Source organism: Collinsella sp. CLA-AP-H1 (assembly GCF_040092945.1).
Lineage (GTDB): Bacteria > Actinomycetota > Coriobacteriia > Coriobacteriales > Coriobacteriaceae > Collinsella.
The window spans coordinates 1-21,049 of sequence record NZ_JBBNKO010000011.1 but is presented as its reverse complement, the minus strand read 5'-3'; the positions used below and the strand labels follow the sequence as shown (position 1 = coordinate 21,049).

At 60.8% G+C, this 21,049-nt stretch carries 19 protein-coding genes; 4 read left to right on the top strand and 15 right to left on the bottom strand.

Annotated elements, in window-relative coordinates; all coding sequences use genetic code 11:
• Positions 1–5 precede the first annotated feature (5 nt).
• The 4 genes from tatC to AAAV44_RS07005 form a co-directional block, all read right to left on the bottom strand.
• Positions 6–797 carry a twin-arginine translocase subunit TatC gene (gene tatC, locus AAAV44_RS07020; protein ID WP_349115157.1) on the bottom strand — a complete coding sequence of 264 codons (792 nt, stop codon included), beginning with the start codon at positions 795–797 and terminating at the stop codon, positions 6–8.
• On the bottom strand, positions 797–1,384 hold the full coding sequence (locus AAAV44_RS07015) for a twin-arginine translocase TatA/TatE family subunit (protein WP_349115155.1): 588 nt from the start codon (positions 1,382–1,384) through the stop codon (positions 797–799). Before AAAV44_RS07015 ends, tatC begins: the two co-directional genes overlap by 1 nt.
• 153 nt (positions 1,385–1,537) lie before the next feature.
• A complete protein-coding gene (locus AAAV44_RS07010) occupies positions 1,538–1,852 on the bottom strand; it encodes an STAS domain-containing protein (protein ID WP_035137695.1) in 315 nt (104 codons plus the stop codon).
• Positions 1,853–1,903: 51 nt separating this feature from the next.
• On the bottom strand, positions 1,904–3,208 hold the full coding sequence (locus AAAV44_RS07005; RefSeq protein ID WP_349115153.1) for an aminotransferase class I/II-fold pyridoxal phosphate-dependent enzyme: 1,305 nt from the start codon (positions 3,206–3,208) through the stop codon (positions 1,904–1,906).
• Between the two features lie 149 nt (positions 3,209–3,357).
• On the opposite strand from AAAV44_RS07005, the gene AAAV44_RS07000 reads away from it, so the two are divergent.
• Positions 3,358–3,612 carry a hypothetical protein gene (locus AAAV44_RS07000; protein ID WP_055285533.1) on the top strand — a complete coding sequence of 85 codons (255 nt, stop codon included), beginning with the start codon at positions 3,358–3,360 and terminating at the stop codon, positions 3,610–3,612.
• A 332-nt stretch (positions 3,613–3,944) separates the two neighbouring features.
• Here AAAV44_RS07000 and nhaA read toward each other — a convergent pair whose 3' ends face one another.
• The 7 genes from nhaA to AAAV44_RS06965 all read right to left on the bottom strand — a co-directional run bounded on the left by nhaA (position 3,945) and on the right by AAAV44_RS06965 (position 11,507).
• On the bottom strand, positions 3,945–5,303 hold the full coding sequence (gene nhaA, locus AAAV44_RS06995) for a Na+/H+ antiporter NhaA (protein ID WP_195543913.1): 1,359 nt from the start codon (positions 5,301–5,303) through the stop codon (positions 3,945–3,947).
• A 267-nt stretch (positions 5,304–5,570) separates the two neighbouring features.
• Positions 5,571–6,494: a manganese-dependent inorganic pyrophosphatase gene (locus AAAV44_RS06990; protein ID WP_118226883.1), complete on the bottom strand. Its 924-nt coding sequence runs from the start codon at positions 6,492–6,494 to the stop codon at positions 5,571–5,573.
• A 147-nt stretch (positions 6,495–6,641) separates the two neighbouring features.
• Entirely contained in the window at positions 6,642–7,595 is a 954-nt protein-coding gene (locus tag AAAV44_RS06985) for an ROK family protein (RefSeq protein WP_233540726.1), read from the bottom strand.
• A 241-nt stretch (positions 7,596–7,836) separates the two neighbouring features.
• Positions 7,837–8,169 (bottom strand): PTS lactose/cellobiose transporter subunit IIA, encoded by a 333-nt coding sequence (locus AAAV44_RS06980; RefSeq protein ID WP_197736861.1) that lies wholly within the window; start codon positions 8,167–8,169, stop codon positions 7,837–7,839.
• Positions 8,170–8,178: 9 nt separating this feature from the next.
• Positions 8,179–8,481: a PTS sugar transporter subunit IIB gene (locus AAAV44_RS06975; RefSeq protein WP_035137700.1), complete on the bottom strand. Its 303-nt coding sequence runs from the start codon at positions 8,479–8,481 to the stop codon at positions 8,179–8,181.
• 161 nt (positions 8,482–8,642) lie between these two features.
• Positions 8,643–9,986 carry a PTS transporter subunit EIIC gene (locus AAAV44_RS06970; protein WP_138340244.1) on the bottom strand — a complete coding sequence of 448 codons (1,344 nt, stop codon included), beginning with the start codon at positions 9,984–9,986 and terminating at the stop codon, positions 8,643–8,645.
• A 120-nt stretch (positions 9,987–10,106) separates the two neighbouring features.
• Complete coding sequence (locus AAAV44_RS06965; RefSeq protein WP_117746098.1) at positions 10,107–11,507, bottom strand: glycoside hydrolase family 1 protein; 1,401 nt, start codon at positions 11,505–11,507, stop codon at positions 10,107–10,109.
• 304 nt (positions 11,508–11,811) lie between these two features.
• Between AAAV44_RS06965 and AAAV44_RS06960 the strand changes: the two genes are divergently transcribed.
• Positions 11,812–12,531, top strand: a complete 720-nt coding sequence (locus AAAV44_RS06960) for a GntR family transcriptional regulator (RefSeq protein ID WP_195240705.1) — start codon at positions 11,812–11,814, stop codon at positions 12,529–12,531.
• Between the two features lie 68 nt (positions 12,532–12,599).
• The gene (locus AAAV44_RS06955; protein WP_349115151.1) at positions 12,600–13,538 is read left to right on the top strand and encodes a type I phosphomannose isomerase catalytic subunit; all 939 of its coding nucleotides are present in this window, start codon (positions 12,600–12,602) and stop codon (positions 13,536–13,538) included.
• A 287-nt stretch (positions 13,539–13,825) separates the two neighbouring features.
• Here the strand turns inward: AAAV44_RS06955 and AAAV44_RS06950 are convergent, their stop codons facing one another.
• Together AAAV44_RS06950 and AAAV44_RS06945 are read right to left on the bottom strand one after the other, a co-directional pair.
• Positions 13,826–16,729, bottom strand: a complete 2,904-nt coding sequence (locus tag AAAV44_RS06950) for a UvrD-helicase domain-containing protein (protein ID WP_349115148.1) — start codon at positions 16,727–16,729, stop codon at positions 13,826–13,828.
• Between the two features lie 333 nt (positions 16,730–17,062).
• Positions 17,063–18,043: an undecaprenyl-diphosphate phosphatase gene (locus tag AAAV44_RS06945; RefSeq protein WP_349115146.1), complete on the bottom strand. Its 981-nt coding sequence runs from the start codon at positions 18,041–18,043 to the stop codon at positions 17,063–17,065.
• Positions 18,044–18,291: 248 nt separating this feature from the next.
• Between AAAV44_RS06945 and AAAV44_RS06940 the strand changes: the two genes are divergently transcribed.
• Positions 18,292–18,729 (top strand): universal stress protein, encoded by a 438-nt coding sequence (locus AAAV44_RS06940; RefSeq protein ID WP_349115144.1) that lies wholly within the window; start codon positions 18,292–18,294, stop codon positions 18,727–18,729.
• Positions 18,730–19,043: 314 nt separating this feature from the next.
• Here AAAV44_RS06940 and AAAV44_RS06935 read toward each other — a convergent pair whose 3' ends face one another.
• Together AAAV44_RS06935 and AAAV44_RS06930 are read right to left on the bottom strand one after the other, a co-directional pair.
• Positions 19,044–20,087 carry a sensor histidine kinase gene (locus AAAV44_RS06935; protein ID WP_349115143.1) on the bottom strand — a complete coding sequence of 348 codons (1,044 nt, stop codon included), beginning with the start codon at positions 20,085–20,087 and terminating at the stop codon, positions 19,044–19,046.
• 9 nt (positions 20,088–20,096) lie between these two features.
• Positions 20,097–20,768 (bottom strand): response regulator transcription factor, encoded by a 672-nt coding sequence (locus AAAV44_RS06930; RefSeq protein WP_349115141.1) that lies wholly within the window; start codon positions 20,766–20,768, stop codon positions 20,097–20,099.
• Between the last annotated feature and the right edge of the window lie 281 nt (positions 20,769–21,049).

Genomic DNA, 21,049 nt, shown 5'->3' with positions numbered 1-21,049 from the left:
CCGATTTACTCCTCGTCGTCCTCGTCATCCGAGAACAGGTCCAGACGGCTCACGAACAGGCCCTTCTTGCCCTCGCGCGCGGTAATGACCACGCGGGCGATGGCAAGCGAGATCTCGTAGAGCGAGAGCAGGGCGCCGTACATAAGGCCCAGCGTGACGGGCGAACCGTCGGGCGTAATCACAGCCGAACCCACGAGCAGGCCCACGTACACGTAGCGCCAGGCGCTGCGGAAGGCCGCATAGGACACAATGTGAAAGACAGACAGGTAGAAGATGATGAGCGGAAGCTCAAACGCCACACCAAAGCCGATCATAAAGAGCAGCTCCATGTTGACATAGTTCTCCAGATCGGGCCACGCCGTGGCGACGGCCGAGGTCTCGCCGATGAGCCACTCAAAGCCTGCCGGGATAATGATGAAGTAGCAGAAGATGGCGCCCAGGAAGAACAACACCGTCGAGGCGAGCACCGTGGGCACGACCCACTTGCGCTCGTTGGGGCGAAGCGCCGGCAGGAAAAATGCCAGAATCTGCCAGATGATCATGGGCGTGCACATGACCATGGCCATCTTGATGGCCAGCGAGAAGCGCAAGCCAAAGCCGCCGAGCGTGGTGGTGATGTAGAACTTACCATCCGGCACAAAGGAGCGGATGGGATCTTTCAGGATGTCGAGCACAACAGGCGTGGCGAAATACAGCACGATAGCTGCGGCAAACACCGAGACGACCACGATGGTCAGGCGGCGACGGAGCTCTCCCAGGTGATCGAAGAGCGGCATGCGCGCAGGTCCGATAGGCATTACTCATCGCCTCCCTTCGGGGCATCGGCGGCAGCGGCGTCGTCCTCGGCCTCGAGCTCGCGAGCGAGCTGGTCGACGACGGCCTTGCGCTTGCGGGGACGACGGGCGTAGAGGTCAGCCGTCGTGGGCTCTGCCGGCTCGGGCTCGGGCTCCGGCTCTGCAGCAGGCTCGGGCTCGACGACAGGCTCGGCGGCAGCGGCAGGCTCGGCGCCCTCGGCCTCGGACTCCTCAGCAGCACCCTCGCCCTCGGCGGCACCCTCGCTCGCGGCCTTCTCGGCAGCAAGGCGGGCACGACGCTCGGCAAAGGTCTCCTTCTTGGCGGGCGCTGCCGTCTCGGCAGCATCCTCGTCCGCATCGGAATCGTCATCGACAGCAGCCTTCTTGGGCTTGACCGGGGCCGACGCGGCCTCGCTTACCGGATCGATGATCTCGGACTGAACAACAGCCGTCATTTTTTCCTGCGTCTCGCGGAACTGACGGATAGCACGGCCGATCGTGCGGCCCATCTGTGGGAGCTTATCCGGGCCAAACAGCAAAAAGCCGAAGACCACGATGATCGCGAGCTCACCCTCTCCAATACCAAACACACATACCTCCAAGGCTCGATGTGAGTCGAGCCCGCACCGCGCCATTCGGCCGGAACTCGTCTATTCATTCGGTCAAGTATAGCGCCCGGACGCCAAAACGTCCGAGCGCATCACAAACATATGCCAAACGGCACGCCCTTTTGGGGGCAAAGATTATGCAGCGGTGATCGAAATCTCCTGGTCGACACCCAACAGCTGGACCACGCGCATCACCGGGGGCTGCACATTGGTGCAGCTAAAGCGCTTGCCGTGGTCGACCGCGTGGTGCGCGGCGCCCACGAGCACGCCAATGCCCGTCGAATCGATGTAGCTCACCTGGGCAAAATCGAGCTCAACGGCCTCAGTGGGCTGCTCGAGCGCCAGGTCGATGGCATTGCGCAGGCTATCGGCGTTAGAGATATCGATCTCGCCGGTTACCTTAATGGTGTAGAGCTCTGGCGTGGGGTTGGTGGAAATACCCAAATCCATGTATACGCTCCTTTACGTATCGAAAGTGCGGATAGTACGGGAAGCCGCGCGTTAGGCGCGCTCGGAACGCGCAAGCTCGGCAGCGACGAGCTTGACGGCCAGCACCAGCACATCGAGCGCGGCCTCCAGGTCCTCGACCGTGGGATAGCTCGGCGCGATGCGGATGTTGGTGTCGCGCGGATCCTTGCCATAGGGCCAGGTGGCACCGGCCGGCGTGAGCTTAACGCCCAGGTCTGCGCAAAGCGCGGCGACCTTTTGAGCCGAGCCCTCGGGACCATCGAAGCTTACAAAGTAGCCGCCGCGGGGGTGCGTCCAGGTGGCGCAGCCCGTGTCGCCCAAGCCCTCGGTGAGCTTGCGCTCGACAGCCTCAAAGCGCGGGCGCAGGAACTCGGCATGCTTTTTCATGTGCTCCTTGACCGCCTCGATGGTAGGAAGGAAGCGCACGTGACGCAGCTGGTTGAGCTTGTCGGCACTGATGAGGCCGGCCTTCAGGCGCTTGGAGAACTCCGCGATAACCGCGGGGCTCGCACCGATAAAGCCGATACCGGCACCCGGGAAGGTGATCTTGGACGTCGAGGCGAATGCCACCACGCGGTCCTCGGTGCCCGCCGCGCGGGCAAGATCAAAGATGTTGGCGAGCTCGTCGGTCTCGTCGTACAGGTCGTGCACGCAGTAGGCGTTGTCCCAGAAGATGCGGAAATCGGGCGCGGCCGCGTGCATCTCGACCAGGCGGCGCACGGTGTCCTCGCTAAAGGTGATACCCGTGGGGTTGGAATACTTGGGCACGCACCAGATGCCCTTGATGGAATCGTCGGCGGCAACGAGGCGCTCGATCTCGTCCATATCGGGGCCGTTGTCGGTCATCGCGACGGGAACGTTCTCGATACCCAAGTCGGCGGTAATGCCAAAGTGGCGATCGTAGCCGGGAACCGGGCACAGGAACTTGACCTTCTTGCCGTCGTGCGCTGCCTCGTAAGCCTCCCAAGGATCGCTACCACACGAGCCGCAACGCCAGAACATACCGGCGATATCGTGCTCGATCAGCAAGCTCGACGAACCCAGCACGAGCGTCTGCTCGGCGGGGCAACCCAGGAACTCCCCCGCCAGCTTGCGTGCCGAGGGAATGCCCTCAAAGCAGCCGTAGTTGGAGCAGTCGACATTGCCGTCGTGCAGATCGGCATCGGCATTGAGGATATCGAGCATGGGTCGAGAGATGTCCACCTGGGAGGGCGACGGCTTGCCGCGGGCCATGTCGAGCGCCAGGCCCTTGGCCTTGACCTCGGCGACCTCGGCCTTGAGCGCCTCGATGGCGGCATCGAGTTCGGTGGTTTCCATCTTCTGGTAGATCGTCTGCATGGGTGCGACCTTTCACGAAGCGGTACGTTGCAATTCTTCTAAGTATAGACCGCCACCGTCGCAACGTTATGAAGCCGTGATAGATTAAGTCCATCGCAATGAATTACGAATCGCCGCGCATGCCGGCGTGAAGCGCCCAAGGAGGCACTATGGAGTACGGATCGTTCCAGGCCGAGGAATTCGGCGACCTGCAGCGCCTGGTCGACGGACTATTTTACGACCGTCACGCCATCGACCGCCTGGATCTGATCGTACAGGCCGAAATCTTGGACCTGGCGCCCGATCTCATGGAAATCGTCAACCTGCTACCGCCCGGCTATTACGACCGCCAGTCACTTTGCGACCAGCTCAACTCCGCCTTGGCCGCCCACGGCTGGGGCGCCATCTACGGCACCGTGGAATAAACCTAGTCATTGGGGCCTGTGGTCAAAAAATAGCAAATATGAGTACTGTTACTTTTTTAGTAACAGCGATTTTGAATTAAAAAGGCCAGTCTTGGCCTTTTGTGTCCGGTTTTGGAAGGATGCATCAACATTTTTCGTCCAGCCACGCAATCGTTAATGCACAGACAGAATAGATTTGTACATTATTTTTCGCGCCTAAAATGAAACGCCGTTTGTGACAGTACTCACAAACGGCGTTTTTTGGCCACTGGGGTGTCCGGCAGGTGGCAAGTAGCACTCAAAACCGCGTTTTACACGCGCTCGAGCAGGCTCTGGCGTCTGTTTCTACGCGCCTACTCGTTCTTGGGCGCGGGGTGCTTGCAGATCACACTCATGTAGATCATGCCGAGCACGGCAGCGGTGACCGAACCGGCAAGGATGGCGGCCTTGGCAGCCAGAACCTCAAACTGGGCCGTCGGGAAGGCGAGGCCGCTGATGAGAATCGACATGGTAAAGCCGATACCGCCCAGAATGCCCACGCCGGCAATCATATGCCAGTTGACATTGTGCGGCAGCTCGCAGGCCTTGAGCTTGACCAGGGCGAACGTCATGCCAAAGATGCCGATCGGCTTGCCCAGCAGCATGCCAAAGTACACGCCGAGCGTCACCGGGTCGGTGAGTAGCGTGCTCATGTCCACGCCCACCAGGCGAACCTGTGCGTTGACGAACGCGAAGATCGGCAGGATCACAAAGTTGACCGGCGTGGAGATCAGGCGCTCCATGCGGATGAGCGGCGGGGTCACGCGGTGCATGACGCGCTCGACTTTGGTGGTCGAGACGGTAAAGTCATGCTGGCCCAGGATGTGCGCCTCGTCGTCGTAGCGGTCATCGAGCAGCGGCAAGCACTCGCCCAGCCAATCGGTGAGGCTATCAAGCTTAACACCGCACTTGGCCGGGATGGTGAAGGCCAGGATGACGCCAGCAAGCGTAGCGTGCACGCCGCTCTTGAACATGCAGAACCACAACAGCAGGCCCAGTACCGAATACGGGGCAAGGCGGTAATGCTGCGTCTTGTTGAGCCACACGAGCGCACAGGTCACAAGCGCGGCGGCGCCCAACCAAAACGGATTGGGGCTCTGACCGTAGAAGATGGCGATGGCGGCGATGGAGATGAGGTCGTCGGCGATGGCGAGCGTCGAGAAGAACACGCGCACGCCGTTGGGCACGCGGTTGCCCAAAAGCGACAGCACGCCCAGCGCAAAGGCAATATCGGTTGCCATGGGAATGGCCCAGCCGTTGTGCGCGCCGGCATGGTTAAAGATCAGATAGATGCAGGCGGGAACGACGACGCCGCCCACGGCCGCCAGCATGGGAAGCATAGCCTGGCGCGGGTTCTTGAGCTCGCCGACCGTCATCTCGTACTTAAGCTCAATGCCCACCAACAAAAAGAAGATCGCCATGAGGAAGTCGTTGACGAAAAGCTCAACGGTGAGACCGGCCGTAAGGTTGCCCAGACCCACATACAGCGGGGTCTCCAAAAAGTGATGGATGGCCTCGTAGGCATCGGTGTTGGCGCAAATGACGGCGGCGATGGCGGCGAAGACCATGACGGCGGCGGAAATCGTGCCGTTCTCGGTGATGCGCTCCCAAATGTCGTGGCGCTCAAAACGCTTGCGCTCACGAACGTTAAACAGCTGCTCGGGTGCTGCCATGGGCGGCTCCTTTCACGGGAAAGCTCCCGTCTTAAAAAAGCACGGCCCGCCCAAGTGGCGGTGCCGCGCTCTAACGTATTACGCTTGCATCTAGCCTACCCTGCACGACAGGCACGCAGGCGTGGCCGAAAAGCGGAACCACAGGTTGAACATTATTTGCTCAACGGCACGGGCGCGCCTATCCAAGAGACGACGCGGCGCCGTGCACAAAAAACGACCGGAGCGCGGGGCTTCCGCGATCCGGTCGTGGCGTTTGGTCAACTAAACCTAGCAGGCGGCCATGATGGGAGCAGCGACCTGCTTCTTACGGGAGAGGACGCCCGGCATCCAGACGCCGTCGTGCTCGTCGGCAATGCCCAGGCCCTTCTGAGCAGCCTCGGTCTCGCCCTCGAGCAGGACCTGCGAGCCCTCCTCCATGATGTCAGTGATGCACAGGACGATGCCGTCGGCACCCTTCTCGGCGGCGTAGGCGCGCATGGCCTCGCGAATCTCGTCGATCATGCCGAGTGCGCGAGTCTTGTCGACAGTCTCGTACTGGCCGATGAGCAGCTTCTTGCCGGCAGGCTCGAACATCTTGATGTCGTTGCCGACCATCTCGGCTGCGGTGAAGGAGCCGGACGGACGGGTGAGGAAAACCTCCATGCCAAACTTGACCGGGTCGACGCCCACCTGCTCGCCGAGCTTGGCGGCGACGGCGCGGTCGACATCGGTGGTGGTGGGGCTCTTGAGCATGAGCGTGTCGGTCATCATGGCCGAGAGCAGCAGCTTGGCCTGGACGTCGGAAAGCTCAACGCCGAGCACGCCGGCGAGCTTGGTGACGATGGTGCAGCTGGAGCCCCAGGGCAGGCAGATGTAGTGCAGCGGGCCGGCGGTCTCGAAGTCGCCGATGCGGTGATGATCGACAACGCCAAAGACCGTGGCGTCCTTAAGGCCGGCGACGGACTGGGCAGACTCGTTGTGGTCGGTGAGGACGACGAGCTGACCAGCCTCGACGGACTCGATCACGCGGGGCTCGGCGATGCCGGCGTCGGCGAGCAGCTTGGCGGACTCGGCCGGAAGCTGACCAAGGGCGCAGGCCTCGTAGGTGTTGCCGGCATACTCAACCTGGTTGAGCAGCTGGGACAGGACGACGGCGCTCATGATGGCGTCGTTATCGGGGTTCTGGTGACCAAAGACAAGAACGTTTGCCATGGATATCCTCCACTTGATATGTGTACTTGGACGTAGCTATGGTAGCACGCTGGCGCCGAACCTTATGAGACGCAAGGGCCGCGGCGCAATTTGGGGCGAGCCTGGGGGCGAAGTCTGCCCCCTTGTACCACCGCCCTCCTGCACCGACTATTTACCGGCGGCGCGCAGGGCTACGTAGGCGGCACCGATGATGCCGGCGTCGTTTCCGAGCGAAGCGACCTTAATGGGCGTCTCGCGCGAGGCAGAGAGCGCGTACTGCTTAAAGTGCTCGCGAACCTTGTCGAGATAAACATCGGCCGAGGCAGACGCGCCGCCACCGATCAGGAACATCTCGGGGTCGACCACGTTGGCGATAAGCGCCAGGGCGCGGCCAAGGTAGTCGGCCATGGTGTCGGCTGCGGCCAGCGCAAGCTTGTCGCCCTCGCGGCAGGCCTGGAACACGTCCTTGGAATCGGAGGGGCCGGTGAGCTCAATGGGCTCGACGCCCGCCTTCTTGCACTCGGCAAGGTAGTTGCTCACCACGCCGGTGGCGCTGGAATACTGCTCCAGATGGCCATGGCCGCCACAGCCGCAGGTGCGCTCCTCGGCCGGGTTCAGGCACATGTGGCCAATCTCGCCGCCGGCGCCCACAACGCCCGATACCACGTCGCCGTTAACGATAACGCCGCCGCCCACGCCGGTACCGATGGTGACCATCACCACGTTCTGCACGCCCTTGGCAGAACCGAGCCAGGCCTCGCCCATGGCAGCGGCGTTGGCATCGTTCTCATACTTAACGACCGCATCGGGGCAGTGCTTCTGAATGGCGACCCTCAGCTCGGGCAGGTTAATGGCAATGTTGGCCTTGACCTTGGCATCGCCCGACGCCGGGATGGGACACGGAACGGCCAGGCCAATGCCCGCCACAAAGGCACGCGGAATCTGTGCCTTGGCGACCACCTGGTCGATAGCCTCGGTCACCGCGGCAAAGCCCGCAGCGTCAACGATAGGAGGCGTGGGCACGCTGGCCTTGGCAAGCAGGTTGCCGTCCTCGTCGAACAGGCCCTCCTTAACCGAAGTGCCGCCGACGTCGATGCCGATGTAGTACTGCTTAGGTTCCATGGGAGCCCACCTTTCTCGTTTAAACATTGCCTGTATGGTACCGCTCTCAAGGCAAAAACCTACCAAAAAGGGACAGGTTTGTTTTGGCAGGTTTTATCTGGGGTAACGCAATTGGCTGCCCAACAGGCCGCGCAAGACCATCCCCAAAAATAAAGGCGCCGGGAGGCGGAGGCTCCCGGCGCCCGTCAAAGGGACTATGTTGTCTGTTGGACCGCACGGTCCGTCGCGGCGATAACGCCGACTAGGCCTGAAGTGCCTGCAGCTGCTTGTGAACCTCGATGAGCTCCGTCGCCATGACGCGCATGGTCTCGGTGCCGGCCATCTGGTCCTCGGCATGCAGCAAAATCAACGGGGCCTCGCCGTTACGCTCGCCGTTGGCCTCCTTCTTCAGAAGCCCCATGTGAACATCGTGGCCACCGTTATAGGCCTCGTCGCCCTGCTTGATAAGCTCCTCGGCGGCGTCAAAATCGCCCTCCTTGGCCTTTTGCACGGCATTGATGTACATGCTCTTGGCGGTACCGACGTAGCTGATGATCTCAAAGCAGGTCATCTGCAGTTCGTTCATATCCTCCATGCAGAGCACCTAGCCCATCACGCTGACGCAGTGGTCGATGATGCCGGCAGCGTTCATGCGGCCGTAGTCGACCATGTTGATAACCTCGACCGGGAAGCGGCCGGCGGCCTCCTTCTCAAAATCGCCCTTGGTGTAGCCGATCTGCGGACCAAGCAGCAACATGTCGCACTCGTCCAGGTGATCGTGGGCCTCGTTCATGGGACGAGCCTCGACCTCAATATCCAGACCACGGTTTGCAACCTCGGCCTGCATCTTCTGGACCAGCAGGCTCGTGGACATACCGGCATTGCAGCAGAGCATGATCTTCTTCATGGTTTCCTCCTTATAACTGCGCGGCGCGCAGACGACAACTGGTTTTATTCCTTGCGGCTATTGTGCCCACCCCCCTGCATCTTTACACAAGGGAGAGAGCTGCGGGCACCGGCACCGCGTACCGGCGCCCGCAAAGGTGAAAGGGACGAACGTTAGGCGTTCTACTCGGCGAAAGCCTCCTGCTTGGCGATTGCCTTCTCGGAAATCTTCATAAAGGGCAGGTAGACGGCCATGCCAATGACAATCTCGATAGCCTGCCACACGCCGGCGCGCCAGTCAAAGCCCGTAGCGAGCAGGGCATTGATGACGGGAGGCATGGTCCAGGGCACCTGGGCGATGCAGGGGCTGATGATGCCTGCGCAGGTAAGGCCATAGGTGATGCCGATGAACAGATCGGGAAGAAGAACGAACGGGATCATGAGCGGCAGGTTGTACACGATGGGGTAACCGTAGATAACCGGCTCGTTGATGTTGAACAGACCAGGCAGGATAGCCATCTTGGAAACGGTCTCGGAAGCCTTGTTCTTGGAGAACAGGAGCGTGTCGAGCAGGAGCATGAGGGTGCAGCCCGAGCCGCCGATGAGGGCGAAGCTGTTAACGATCTGCATGTTCATGTAGTGATCGGGCTGGATGGTGCCACCGGCGGCAAAGGTAGCCATGTTGTCGACGATGAGCATGGTCAGGATCGGCTCGACGGTAGCGCCAGAGATGGTGGACTGGTGAATACCGACGCAGAACAGCAGGTTAGCAAGGGTGTAGATGAGGATAACAGCCCACGGACCGGCGTTCATGATGCTCTTGAGCGGGTTGGAGATGCACGTGGAGATGATGGTGCACAGATCGGTGCCGGCGCACACGGCGAGCAGGGCTGCGGCAAGAGCGAAGACCGCGAGGTTAAGCAGCATCGGAATCATGACGTTGAAGGAGTTGGAGACCGCGGGAGGCACGCCCTCGCCCAGCTTAACCTTGAGCTTCTCGACGCCAGAAATCTTGATGAAGAGCGAGACGGAAAGCAGGGCGATGATAATAGCCGAGAACAGACCGTTGGTGCCGGTGTTGGCAGTCGAAAGGGCGCCCGTGACCTCGGCGGAGGTGATCTTGTCGGTGAGCAGTGGGCTCGTGGCGGCAAGCGAGGCGGTGATCTGCTGCGGCATCATGATGACGAAGGCAGAGATGGCGACGACCACGCAAGCGAGCGGGTTATCGAAACGCTTGTTCTTGGCGAGGCTGTAGCCAATCAATCCGGCCAAGATAATGGCAGAGACGTTGAGGGTGCCCAGCGTAATTGCCGAGCCCCACGTCTGAAGGTTGGCAAGGCCCGCCGCATCGAGCGGGAACAGAGGGAACACGACGTTGTTAATAAGAACCGCGATACCCGCAAGGATATAGAGCGGCGTGATGGTCGCGAAGGCGTCACGCAGGGAACGCAGGTGAACCTGGTTTCCCACCTTCGCAGAGACCTCGGCAAACTTGTCGAGGAAGCTCTTTCCGTTGTCACTGGCCATGATTGCTCCTAACTTTCAAATCCGGCCTTTTCCTATGCGCACGGTGGTCTGTCGCCCTCTGCCACCAGATGTGCCATGTGTTGCGCGCGGCGGCGCGCGGTCTGGGCGTTCGCCCGGTCGCTAATCAACCACGTGGGTCGTGGCGACCTGTTTGAGCCAGGCCGCCGACTTCTTAAGGCGGCGCTTGTAGCCGTCCATGAGATCGACCTCGACAAAGCCGTAACGATTCTTAAAGGCATTGGCCCAAGACCAGTTATCGATGACGGCCCAGTAGTGATAGCCCCGGCACTTGGCGCCCTCGTCGATGGCCTTGGCCACCCACTCCAGGTGCTGACGTACAAAGTCGACGCGGTAGTCATCCTGGATGGTTCCTTCGGCGTCACGGTTCTTGTATTCGTCCATGATGCCGATGCCGTTCTCGGAAACGAACCACTCAAGATCGGGGTAGTTCTTAGCGCAGTCCATGCCAAAGTCGTAGAGGCCCTGCGGGTAGATCTCCCAGCCGCGGCTCTCGTTCATAACGGCGTCGGGCCATACGTACTCGTCGGCAAAGTGCGGCAGGCCGTACTGGTCGACCTTGCTCGCCGGCGCCTGAACACGCGTGGGGTGGTAGTAGTTGCAGCCGAGCCAGTCGACAACACCCTGCTTGAGGATCTCTTGGTCGCCGGCGCGGAACGGGAGCTTAACGCCGCCCTCGGCCAGGCTGTCGAGCACGTCGGCAGGAAGCTCGCCCTTGGTGATGAGGTCGAGCCACCAGCGGTTGTTGATGCCGCTGGTCATGCGCACGGCCTCGAGGTCCGCCTCGCTGGGGTTCTCCTTGGTGTAGACCGGGGTAAAGCAGTTGATCATGCCGATCTTGGCATCGGCGCGAATAGCGCCCTCGTCATAGGCGCGACGATAGTTGGCCACGGCCAGCGCGTGCGCCAGCGAGATGTGATACTGCACGGTGCGGGCGCGGTTGAAGTCGTGGAGCTGCGGGAACCACACGCCCTCCTGATAGCGCTGCTCGGGCTCGACGATGGGCTCGTTAAAGGTGAACCAGTACTTAATCTCCTGGCCAAACTCGTGGAAGGCGACGTCGGCGTAATGTGCGTAAGCCTCGACAACCTCACGGCTCTCCCAGCCGCCACGGTTAAAGAGGTAGGTGGGCATGTCAAAGTGGTACAAGTTGACAAACGGCTCCAAGCCGGCTTCGCGAGAGGCGCGGAACAACTCGTGATACCACGCGGCACCTTCCTCGTTGAGGTTGCCGTCGGCATCGAGCAGACGGCTCCACTGGATGGAAGTGCGATAGGTATCCAGACCCAAGTCCTTCAAAATGCGAAGGTCTTCCTGGTACTTGGCCATAAAGTCATTGCCGGCGTAAGAGCCAACGCGGTTGTAGAACGAACCCAGATCCTGGATGGACCAGGTGTCCCACAGGTTCTCGAGCTTGCCGCCCTGGTTCCACTGACCCTCAGTCTGCGGGCCGGACATAGCAGCGCCAAAGAAGAAGTCGTTGGGCAGCTGATACTGTGCCATCAAAGTCCTCGCTTTCGTGTTCTAGAGCTTCCGGTTGGAGACGGGTTTGCTTTGGCAGGTTATCCGGCGCGGGCGCGCACCGGCCATACCGATATCCAACCCGCCAAAACAAAACCGTCCCCAAACGGTCGATCCTGTTGTGCGGAAGGATTCCGTTCGTTGCTTAAACTATAGCGCTCTAATTTTAAAAGTAAAGCGTCTTTTTCTTTTTTCTTTCTCGAACTTCTTAGATAAAAGTAATATGGATGCCCTGTTGAGGGTTATACTTACTTTTTGTATTCATATATGTCGGAAAGGAGGTTCCATGATTCCCAAATACGAGGCGATAGCTGCAGATATTCGTCGGAGTATTGAGGATGGCGCTCTTAAACCGGGCGACAAGCTTCCCACCGTCGTTGAGTTCTGTGAGCTCTATAGCGTTTCCAAAATCACCGTCAAACGAGCTATCGAGCAAATCACCGAGGAAGGTCTTATTACCAGCCGGCGCGGATCGGGTACCTACGTTAAGGACACGGCGGGACTTCCCGGCCAGGCGTTTTTCCAGGGCAAAAACGACCGTGCCCAGGGTTTTTCGTATGAGCACCGCGGGGAGAAGGTGACCTCGGTGGTCTACGATTTCTCGATTGTTAATCCACCAGCGGACATCGCAGCCCAGCTGGGAATTGCCGAGGATGACTTTGCCTATCACATCGTGCGCGTGCGTCAGGCCGATGAGAAGCCCATCGTTATCGAGTACACCTACATGCCGCTCGAGCTGATTCCGGGCCTTAAAAAGAAGGACCTGTACGGATCGGTCTACCATTTCATCCGCGAGCAATGCGGGCTGAAAATTTCGAGCTTCCACCGTACCATTCGCGCCGTGGCAGCAACCAAGGAAGAAGCTGAGCGCCTGGACACCAAACCTGGCTCTCCCCTGCTCGAGCTCAAGCAGATTGGCTTTTTGGACAGCGGCGCCGCCTTTGAGTATTCGGTCTCGCGCAACGTTGGCGACCGCTTTGAGTTGCACAACGTAACATTGGCATAGGTTTTTGTAGTCATACAGGCGCTCGTTTTGAACAGTTTTACGCGGCGCCCACGCAGCACAATGGGGGTATGAACATGTCCGATTTGATTAAACTGACGCCGATCTTCCACGAGAAAATCTGGGGCGGCCGTCAACTCGAAACCGTATTTGGCTACGACATTCCCGAGGGTCCCATCGGCGAGTGCTGGGCCATCTCGGCCCATCCCAACGGCGACTGCCAGATTGCGGAGGGCCCGTATGCCGGCCACATCCTATCGTGGCTGTGGGCCGAGCACCGTGAGCTTTTTGGCAACTGCGAGGGCAAGGAGTTCCCGCTGCTCGTTAAGATTCTGGACGCCAAGGACGACCTTTCAATCCAGATTCACCCCAACGACGAGTACGCCGCCGAGCACGAAAACGGCAGCCTGGGCAAAACCGAGTGCTGGTATGTACTAGACTGCGAGCCCGACGCCACGATCATCGTCGGCCAGCGTGCTAAAGACCGCACCGAGGCCGCACAGATGATCAAGGACGGCCGCTGGGACGACATGCTCAACGTACTACCGATCCACAAGGGCGACTTTTTCCAGATTGATTCCGGTACCGTGCACGCCATCAAGACCGGCACGCTCATTTTGGAGACGCAGCAGTCGAGCGACGTGACATATCGCCTGTACGACTACGACCGCCCCGGCACCGACGGCAAGCTACGCCCGCTGCACATTGAGCAGAGCCTCGACTGCATCGACTTTGATGCTCAGGCTCCGACCGACGGCACGGTGACCGCGCCCGAAGTGGACGGCGTGACCGAGCTCGAGTCTAACTCCTGCTACACCGTCGATCGCGTGCGCGTTAACGGCAGCAAGACCCTCGACCAGCGCTGGCCCTTCATGTGTCTGTCGGTCATCGACGGCGAAGGCACCATCTGCGGCGACCCCGTCCACAAGGGCAGCCACCTGCTGGCCCCGAGCACCGTGGACAAGATCGAACTTGAAGGCAAGATGGAACTGATCATCTCGCACCTCTAGGTCGCACCAACAGCCCAAACGCAACAAGGGGCTCTCCCGTCCATGTACGGGAGAGCCCCTACTCGTATCTATCTATCAGCCCACCCGGCTCTCCAGATCAAAAAGCGAACGGGCAAAGCAACGTTCGCAAGCTGCAGGCCAAAACGCCACAAGGAAGAGGGCGCGCCGGGGGCTTTGGTCGATCGCGAGTTCCGCACGAGCCGGAGAGCACTTAATGTGCTCTCCGTGCGAGCAGGACTGTCCGAGCAGGCGACCAAAGCCCCCGGCACGCCCGGTCAACCTCGCAGTTAGGCATTCAGCTTGACAATCGGCGCAAAACCCTTCATCAGCTTTTTGGTCTGGCCGGTCTTTTCGAATTGAACCTCGATCATGTCTCCGACAACCGAGATCACGGTACCCGTACCAAAGGTCTTGTGGCTCACGGTATCGCCCGCGGCAAAGTCCTGCGATGCGCTGGCGCGATCGACCTTGCGTTCCACCGTTGGCGACACCTTAGATGACGGCTTTTTGGCTCGCGGCGCGCCCGAGCCAAAAGTCGAGGCAACACGGCCGGCGTCGGGCGAGACCCCACGATGGCGCTCGGTCCCGTAGCTGCTGCCGCCAAAGAAATCGTCGAAGCTCGATCCGCCGCGCGAACCGGAACCGCCGGTCGAGCGCGTATGCGAGCCAAACACCTTGCCGCCGTACATATCCGAGCCCATGCCCGAGCCAAAGGTACCGTGGCGGTCGCCGCGCTTCTCCCAGCCCGTGCCCTCAAAACCGGCAGAGCCGATACCGCTAAACTCGATATCCTCAAACGGAATCTCGTTGAGGAAGCGCGAGCGCGGGTTGGCAGAAGTCGAGCCGTAGGTGCGACGCGTGGCCGCATAGGTCAAGAACAGGCGCTTACGGGCACGCGTGATGGCGACGTAGGCCAGGCGACGCTCCTCCTCGAGCTTACCCGGGTCATCGCTGCCGCCAAAGTCGTGCACGTGCGGGAAGATACCCTCTTCCATGCCGGCCACGAACACCGCCGGGAACTCCAGGCCCTTGGCGGAGTGGATGGTCATCATGGTAATGGCATGCGTCTCGCCGGCCAGGGAATCCAAGTCGGAGCGCAGGGCCAGCCACTCCATGAGAGCGGGCAGCGCCTTGCAGGTGAGCGGGCCGTAGGTGCGCTCAATCTCGTCAGCATGCACGGCACCGGCGGGCAGCTCTGTCGGCGCGGCATACGCGTTGCCCGCGATGGCGGCGGCCAGGGCATCCTGCGGCGAGAGCGCCGGGGCGGCTAGACTATCGAGCGGATTGGAACCCGCAGCGTCACGCGCGCCAACGAGCGCCTCAAACGAGGATACCGGGGCAGACGGCCCCGGTTCGGGCGCAGGCGCGCTCACCACGACGGGCTCGGGCTCGGCGCTGACAGGCACATCGGCAACACCGGCAGCGCGCAGCTCTTCCAAGCTCTCGAGCGTACCTTCGATGTCCTCGTGCGTCTCCTCAAATTCGGCGGCGACGCCCAGGAATTCCTGGATGTTCTCGGCGCGGCTCTCGGACTCCATGGTGCCCTCGGCGCGGAAAGCCTGCAGCAGGCCCGTCTTATCGACGATCATCTCGACGACGTCCTTGAGTTCGCCGTCCATGCGGCGACCTTCGCGCACCAGCGAGACAAAGCTCGACAGGCCATTGCGCACCTTGGCGCTAAACATGCCTGTCTCGGCTGTTGCGATCTCGCAGGCCTGGAAGAACGAGCAACGGTTGTCGCGCGCCAGCTGCTCGATCTTTTGGATCGAGGTGGAGCCGATGCCGCGGCGCGGCGTGTTGATGACGCGCTTGACGCTCATCTCGTCGGCCGGGTTCACGATCATCTTGAGGTAGGCCATGACGTCGCGGATCTCGGCGCGATCGAAGAATCGCGTGCCGCCCACGATCTTGTAGGGAACGCCCGCGCGCAGGAACATATCTTCGAGAATACGCGACTGAGCGTTGGTGCGGTAGAACACGGCGATATCGTCGTAGCTCGTACCCTTGGCATGCAGCTTCTCGATCTCGCCGGCAATCCAGCGGCCCTCGTCGCGCTCATCGCTTGCCTGGAAGGCCTGGATCTTCTCGCCGTCGCCCTCGGCCGTAAACAGGCGCTTGTCCTTGCGCTGCGAGTTGTGGCGCACCACGGCGTTGGCGGCGCTCAGGATATGGCCCGTGGAGCGGTAGTTCTGCTCCAGCTTAACGGTCTTGCAGTTTTTAAAGTCCTGTTCAAAGTCCAGGATGTTGGTGATGTCGGCGCCACGCCAGCTATAAATGGACTGGTCATCGTCGCCCACGACCATGAGGTTTTGGTACTTGGCGGCCAGCAGGTTGGCGATCTCGTACTGGACGTGGTTGGTGTCCTGATACTCGTCGACGCTAATGTAGCGGAAGCGCTCCTGGTACTTATCGAGCACCTCGGGGCGGGTGCGCAGCAGCTCAAGCGTGCGCACGAGCAAGTCGTCGAAGTCCATCGCATTGGCGGCGCGCAGGCGGCGCTCCAGTTCCAGGTAGACCTGCGCGGCCTTTTTGTCATTGGGGCTGTCGGCGGATTTGAGCATGTCCTCGGGGCCGATCATGGCGTTTTTGGCCGAGCTGATCTTGCTGCGGATCATGTTGATGGGGAACTGCTTTTGCTCGATACCGAGCGCCTGCATAATGTCGCGCACCATGCGCTTTGAGTCATCGTCATCGTAGATGGTGAACTGACCGGTGTAGCCCAGCAGGTCGGCGTCCTCGCGCAGCATACGCACGCACATGGCATGGAAGGTGCACACCCACATGCCACGGGTGCCGCTGGGAATGAGCGCCGCCAGACGCTCACGCATCTCGGCCGCGGCCTTGTTGGTAAACGTGATGGCAAGGATCTGCCAGGGCTTAACACCCAGGTCGCCGAGCATATGTGCGATGCGGAAGGTCAAGACGCGGGTCTTGCCCGAGCCGGCGCCGGCAAGGACCAGCAACGGACCCTCGGTGGTCAGGACCGCCTCGCGCTGGGCGGGATTAAGGCTGTCGAGGTCGACGAGCGGCTTGGCGGGTTTGGGTGCCGGCGCGGGAGCGTCGTAGATGTCGAGCGGGACGAGCTCGGGCTCCGGCGCAGCGGGGGCGGTGTATGCATCGAGCGGCACGGGTTCCGGCGTGGGCGGCACGGGTACCGCGGCGTTCTTTTCCCAGGGCAAGGGCTGGGTCATGGGCGACTCCTCATCTGACGGACGGCGCGCCTGCGGGCAGCGCCATAGTTTGAGCCGTACCAGTATACCGAGCCGCGCGGACACCGACGCAAATCACACCACGACTCCGTGCGTCACCGTCAGGCTCGCCCCAACGGATTTGGTGCAATGGGGTCAGGTTAGTCTGCACCAATCTATTGACAATCACGAAACCGCCGATGTCATGGCAGCAGCAGCGAGCGACGGTCAGGGCGAACAAATTGGCATGAAAAGGGGGCGGCATAGACCTTTTGGTCATGCCACCCTCTTTGAATGACGAGTTGTCGCTCTGGCCGCCGCGCAGCGTCGACTAAGTTACAGGCCGAGCATAGGCTCCAGAACGAAGAAGTATGCAAGCACTACGATGCCCAGGATGATGCGGTAAACACCGAAGCACTTAAAGTCGTGACGGCGGACGAAGCCCATGAGCCACTTGATGGCGATGAGCGAAACCACAAAGGCCACAACGCAGCCCACGCCCAAGATAGCGACCTCGTTCGCACCGAACGTGCCGCCCTTGATGAAATACTTGACCAGCTTGAGCGCGCTCGCGCCAAACATGACAGGGATGGCCAGGAAGAACGTAAACTTGGACGCCACCGAACGCGTGCAGCCCAAAAGCAAGCCACCGATGATGGTGGAGCCGGAGCGCGACGTGCCCGGAATCAGCGAAAGCACCTGGAAGCAGCCGATACCCAGCGCAGTCTTCCAGCTTAGATCCTCGAGCGTGGTGATGGAACCAAAGTCCAGATTCTCGTCATCGTCCTCATCCTCAGCGGTAGCCGCGGCGGGCGCCGCAAAGTGCGCACCGGCGGGACGTCCGCCCGACACCACAGCACGCGAACCAAACGAACCGGCAACGGCCATTTCCTCTCGCTTGCTCGCGCGCCAGTTCTCGATCACGATAAACAGCACGCCGTACACAATGAGCGCCAGCGCCACGACGGGAGCATTGTAGAAATGCTCCTCCATCCAGTCGTTGAGCGGCAGGCCGATCGCCGCCGCAGGAATGCAACCGAGCACAATCTTGCCCCACAGCACCCAGGTGTCGCGACGGCCCTCCTTGCCCTTGCTGGGCGAGAACGGGTTGAGCTCATGGAAGAACAGCACACAGACGGCCAGAATGGCGCCGAGCTGAATCACGACCAGGAACATATTCCAGAACGTCTCGCTCACGTTCATCTTGACGAACTCATCCACCAAGATCATGTGACCGGTCGACGAAACAGGCAGCCATTCGGTGATGCCCTCGACCAGGCCCATGAAGGCAGATTTTAGAAGCTCGATAATATCCAAAGGGACCCCCTCGTTAGACACCCGCCGATATTGTTCTGCGGACGGTGCGGGCGATGTCCCATTATCAACCGTTGGCGGCGCGCCTGCGCCTACCCTTACCAAAAAACTCGCCCGTTCACAGAATTGCGAGCGGTCAAACCCAAATCCTTGGGTATAACTGCAACAAGATAAAGTGTCCGGCGGCCAACGCGCCCGCGCCCGCCCGATGCACGAGCCCCGCGCCCGTGCGATAGACCAAGGAGGAAACCATGAACGAGGGCTACACCAAGGTATTTGTTTCACTCGACGGTACTGAGCAGCAGGATTTTGTGCTCGCACGCGCCATCAAGGTCGCCGCGAACAACGGCGCCAAGCTAATCATCGGCCACGTTATCGATTCCACGGCGCTCGAGAGCGCCGGTTCCTGTCCGGTCGACCTGGTCAACGGCCTAGAGGAGGCATTTAAGAACTCCATTGCCAAGCAGCTCGAAGAGGCCAAGGCCAATCCCGATATTCCCGAGGTCGAGGTCATGATTCGCGCCGGCCGTATTCGCGAGACGCTCAAGGACGAGATGCTCGACGTGGTTAAGCCCGACCTGGTGCTCTGCGGCGCCCGCGGCCTGTCCTCGATCAAGTATGCGCTCCTGGGTTCGATTTCGACGTTCCTGCTGCGCAATACGGACTGCGACATCTTGGTCGTGAAGTAGCGTTGCTCCCACCGGCCGCGGGGCCTGCGGGGTTTCCACGGGCACGTCCTCGCCGCGTTGCGGCTGCGGGATGTGCCCTTAGGAAACCCCTCCCGGCCCCGCGGCCTTCGCAGCCTTACTTCAACGAGTTGTCTGATAGAAAAATGGCGTGCCGCCCCGTTTGGGGCGGCACGTTTTGTTTGGGGCGGCACGTTTTTGTTATGGGAGATTCATTTGAGCCCCATAGTTGTGTTCACGTTCAGGAACATAGCGCTAATTGCCTTAGCTAAGTTCACGTTCGGGAACATGGCCGTCCGCACCGCAAGACGGCCCGTCTACTCAAAGTATTGGAACTTGTTGGTTGAGAAGGCGAATGTTACGACGAAGCCTTTGCCGGAGTCGGATGCTGCGGTGACGTCGATGCCCATCTTGGAGCACAGGCGCGCCACCAGGTAGAGGCCGATGCCCGTTGCACGCTTGGTGGTGCGGCCGTTGTCGCCGGTAAAGCCCTTCTCGAACACGCGCGGTAGGTCTGCCGCACACACGCCGCAGCCGTTGTCCGCGACGGTAAGCTCGATGCGCTCGCTTGCCAGACCCTCGTCCAGCAACGCACCCGAAAACACAATCTTTGCGCCGTCCTCACGCGCATATTTAATGCTGTTCTGAATGAGCTGACCCAGAATAAACTCGAGCCACTTCTCGTCGGTAAAGACCTCAAAGTCGAGGTTCTCGCACACCGGAGCCACGTGCGCCGCAATGAGCTCGCGCGCGTTGGCTTTAATCGCGCCCGTCACCAAAGTCTTGAGATCCCAGCGGCGAATCAGGTAGTCGCGCTCCACGACTTCCGAGCGCGCGTAGTACAGCGCCTGGTCGATATAGCGTTCCACGCGAGCCAGCTCGCGACCCAGGTCATCCACACGCGACAGGTCGTCTTCGCTGCCATCCAGGTTTTCCAAAATCAGATGGGCCGCCGCCAGGGGCAGCTTGGCCTCGTGGACCCAGCTCTCGATGTAGTCGCGATAGTCATCGGTCTGACGCCAGCCTTCGGCAACCTCGTCGCATGCCGCCTTGCCCACCCGGCGCAAGACCTCGTACTCGAGCTCGCCCTCGGCATAGGTCGGGCATTGCACCATCTCCTGCACCCATGCGGGACTCTCGAGCTCCTCTGCCGCACGCTCCAGCTGGCGCAGAAAACGACGACGGCGCGCGTACTCGATCACGATGCCGAGCATACCGAAGATAAAGGACACGCCAACAGCCACGACCACGATAGAAACGGGTGCGCCGGCGACCGTCAGCACAAAGCAGCTCAGCAGCACGCCGCACGTCCACACGGCGACGGGAAGCAGCGCATCTTTGAAGAATTTGGCGAACGACATAGCCGGCCCCTAGACCGAATAGCCCTGGCCGCGGTGCGTCGTCAAATACCCCTTGATACCGATTTTTTCGAGCGTGGTGCGCAGGCGGTTGATGTTGACGGTGAGCGTATTGTCGTCCACGAAGGCGTCGGAGTCCCACAGGTCCTGCATGATGGCCGAGCGCGAGACGATCTTGCCCGCACGGCTCAGAAGCAGCGAGAGAATACGCAGCTCGTTTTTGGTGAGCTCGGTACTGTCGCCGGTTGCCGTATTGGTGACCATGGAGCGGGCGAGATCGAGCTCCAGGCCCTTGTGGACAAGCGTGCTGCGCTCGCCCGCCGCCGCGGTGCGACGCAGCAAGGCATTGATGCGCGCCACGAGCACACGGGCGCTATAGGGCTTGGGAACAAAGACGTCCGCGCCGAGCGTCATGGCCATGACCTCGTCAATCTCGGTCGTGCGCGACGTGAGGACGATGATGGGAACCTCGGATTCGCGGCGAACCTCGTGGCAGATATGCTGGCCGTCCTTGACGGGAAGCGTGAGGTCGAGCAGCACCAGGTCGGGCACGGCGGCGAGAATATCGCGCGAGACATGCTCAAACGATTCGCATGCCTCAACCTCAAAACCGGCGCGGGCAAGGATGTCGATAAGCTCACGACGAATGGGCTCGTCGTCCTCAACGACATAGATCAGCGCCATGGATTCCGCCCCCCCTCTTGGTTGTCTTGCCCCATTATAACCGCGGATCCGCAGATACGCGCCTCACGCGGCACCAAAGTGACAGAACTGTTCGCGAGTGGCAGAGGCTTGCCCCTCGCTCGCGACGAGCACGGGAATTAAATGAGTTTTTAATCCCCATTACAGTTTGAGCCGTCCGAAAGGGCGGCTCTTTTCCGTTGCACGGTTATACGATTGAGCCGTACCGGTGGTCGCTGGCCGACCGCCCCGGACGGCCGTCAGCCCCTGCCCCGTAGAGGGCC

What these genes read in the sequence shown, in the direction of transcription:
- tatC (WP_349115157.1), bottom strand. Translation starts at nt 797, where the DNA reads ATGCCTATCGGACCTGCGCGCATGCCGCTCTTCGATCACCTGGGAGAG.
- AAAV44_RS07010 (WP_035137695.1), bottom strand. Translation starts at nt 1,852, where the DNA reads ATGGATTTGGGTATTTCCACCAACCCCACGCCAGAGCTCTACACCATT.
- AAAV44_RS07005 (WP_349115153.1), bottom strand. Translation starts at nt 3,208, where the DNA reads ATGCAGACGATCTACCAGAAGATGGAAACCACCGAACTCGATGCCGCC.
- AAAV44_RS07000 (WP_055285533.1), top strand. Translation starts at nt 3,358, where the DNA reads ATGGAGTACGGATCGTTCCAGGCCGAGGAATTCGGCGACCTGCAGCGC.
- nhaA (WP_195543913.1), bottom strand. Translation starts at nt 5,303, where the DNA reads ATGGCAGCACCCGAGCAGCTGTTTAACGTTCGTGAGCGCAAGCGTTTT.
- AAAV44_RS06990 (WP_118226883.1), bottom strand. Translation starts at nt 6,494, where the DNA reads ATGGCAAACGTTCTTGTCTTTGGTCACCAGAACCCCGATAACGACGCC.
- AAAV44_RS06985 (WP_233540726.1), bottom strand. Translation starts at nt 7,595, where the DNA reads ATGGAACCTAAGCAGTACTACATCGGCATCGACGTCGGCGGCACTTCG.
- AAAV44_RS06980 (WP_197736861.1), bottom strand. Translation starts at nt 8,169, where the DNA reads ATGGAGGATATGAACGAACTGCAGATGACCTGCTTTGAGATCATCAGC.
- AAAV44_RS06975 (WP_035137700.1), bottom strand. Translation starts at nt 8,481, where the DNA reads ATGAAGAAGATCATGCTCTGCTGCAATGCCGGTATGTCCACGAGCCTG.
- AAAV44_RS06970 (WP_138340244.1), bottom strand. Translation starts at nt 9,986, where the DNA reads ATGGCCAGTGACAACGGAAAGAGCTTCCTCGACAAGTTTGCCGAGGTC.
- AAAV44_RS06965 (WP_117746098.1), bottom strand. Translation starts at nt 11,507, where the DNA reads ATGGCACAGTATCAGCTGCCCAACGACTTCTTCTTTGGCGCTGCTATG.
- AAAV44_RS06960 (WP_195240705.1), top strand. Translation starts at nt 11,812, where the DNA reads ATGATTCCCAAATACGAGGCGATAGCTGCAGATATTCGTCGGAGTATT.
- AAAV44_RS06955 (WP_349115151.1), top strand. Translation starts at nt 12,600, where the DNA reads ATGAACATGTCCGATTTGATTAAACTGACGCCGATCTTCCACGAGAAA.
- AAAV44_RS06950 (WP_349115148.1), bottom strand. Translation starts at nt 16,729, where the DNA reads ATGACCCAGCCCTTGCCCTGGGAAAAGAACGCCGCGGTACCCGTGCCG.
- AAAV44_RS06940 (WP_349115144.1), top strand. Translation starts at nt 18,292, where the DNA reads ATGAACGAGGGCTACACCAAGGTATTTGTTTCACTCGACGGTACTGAG.
- AAAV44_RS06935 (WP_349115143.1), bottom strand. Translation starts at nt 20,087, where the DNA reads ATGTCGTTCGCCAAATTCTTCAAAGATGCGCTGCTTCCCGTCGCCGTG.
- AAAV44_RS06930 (WP_349115141.1), bottom strand. Translation starts at nt 20,768, where the DNA reads ATGGCGCTGATCTATGTCGTTGAGGACGACGAGCCCATTCGTCGTGAG.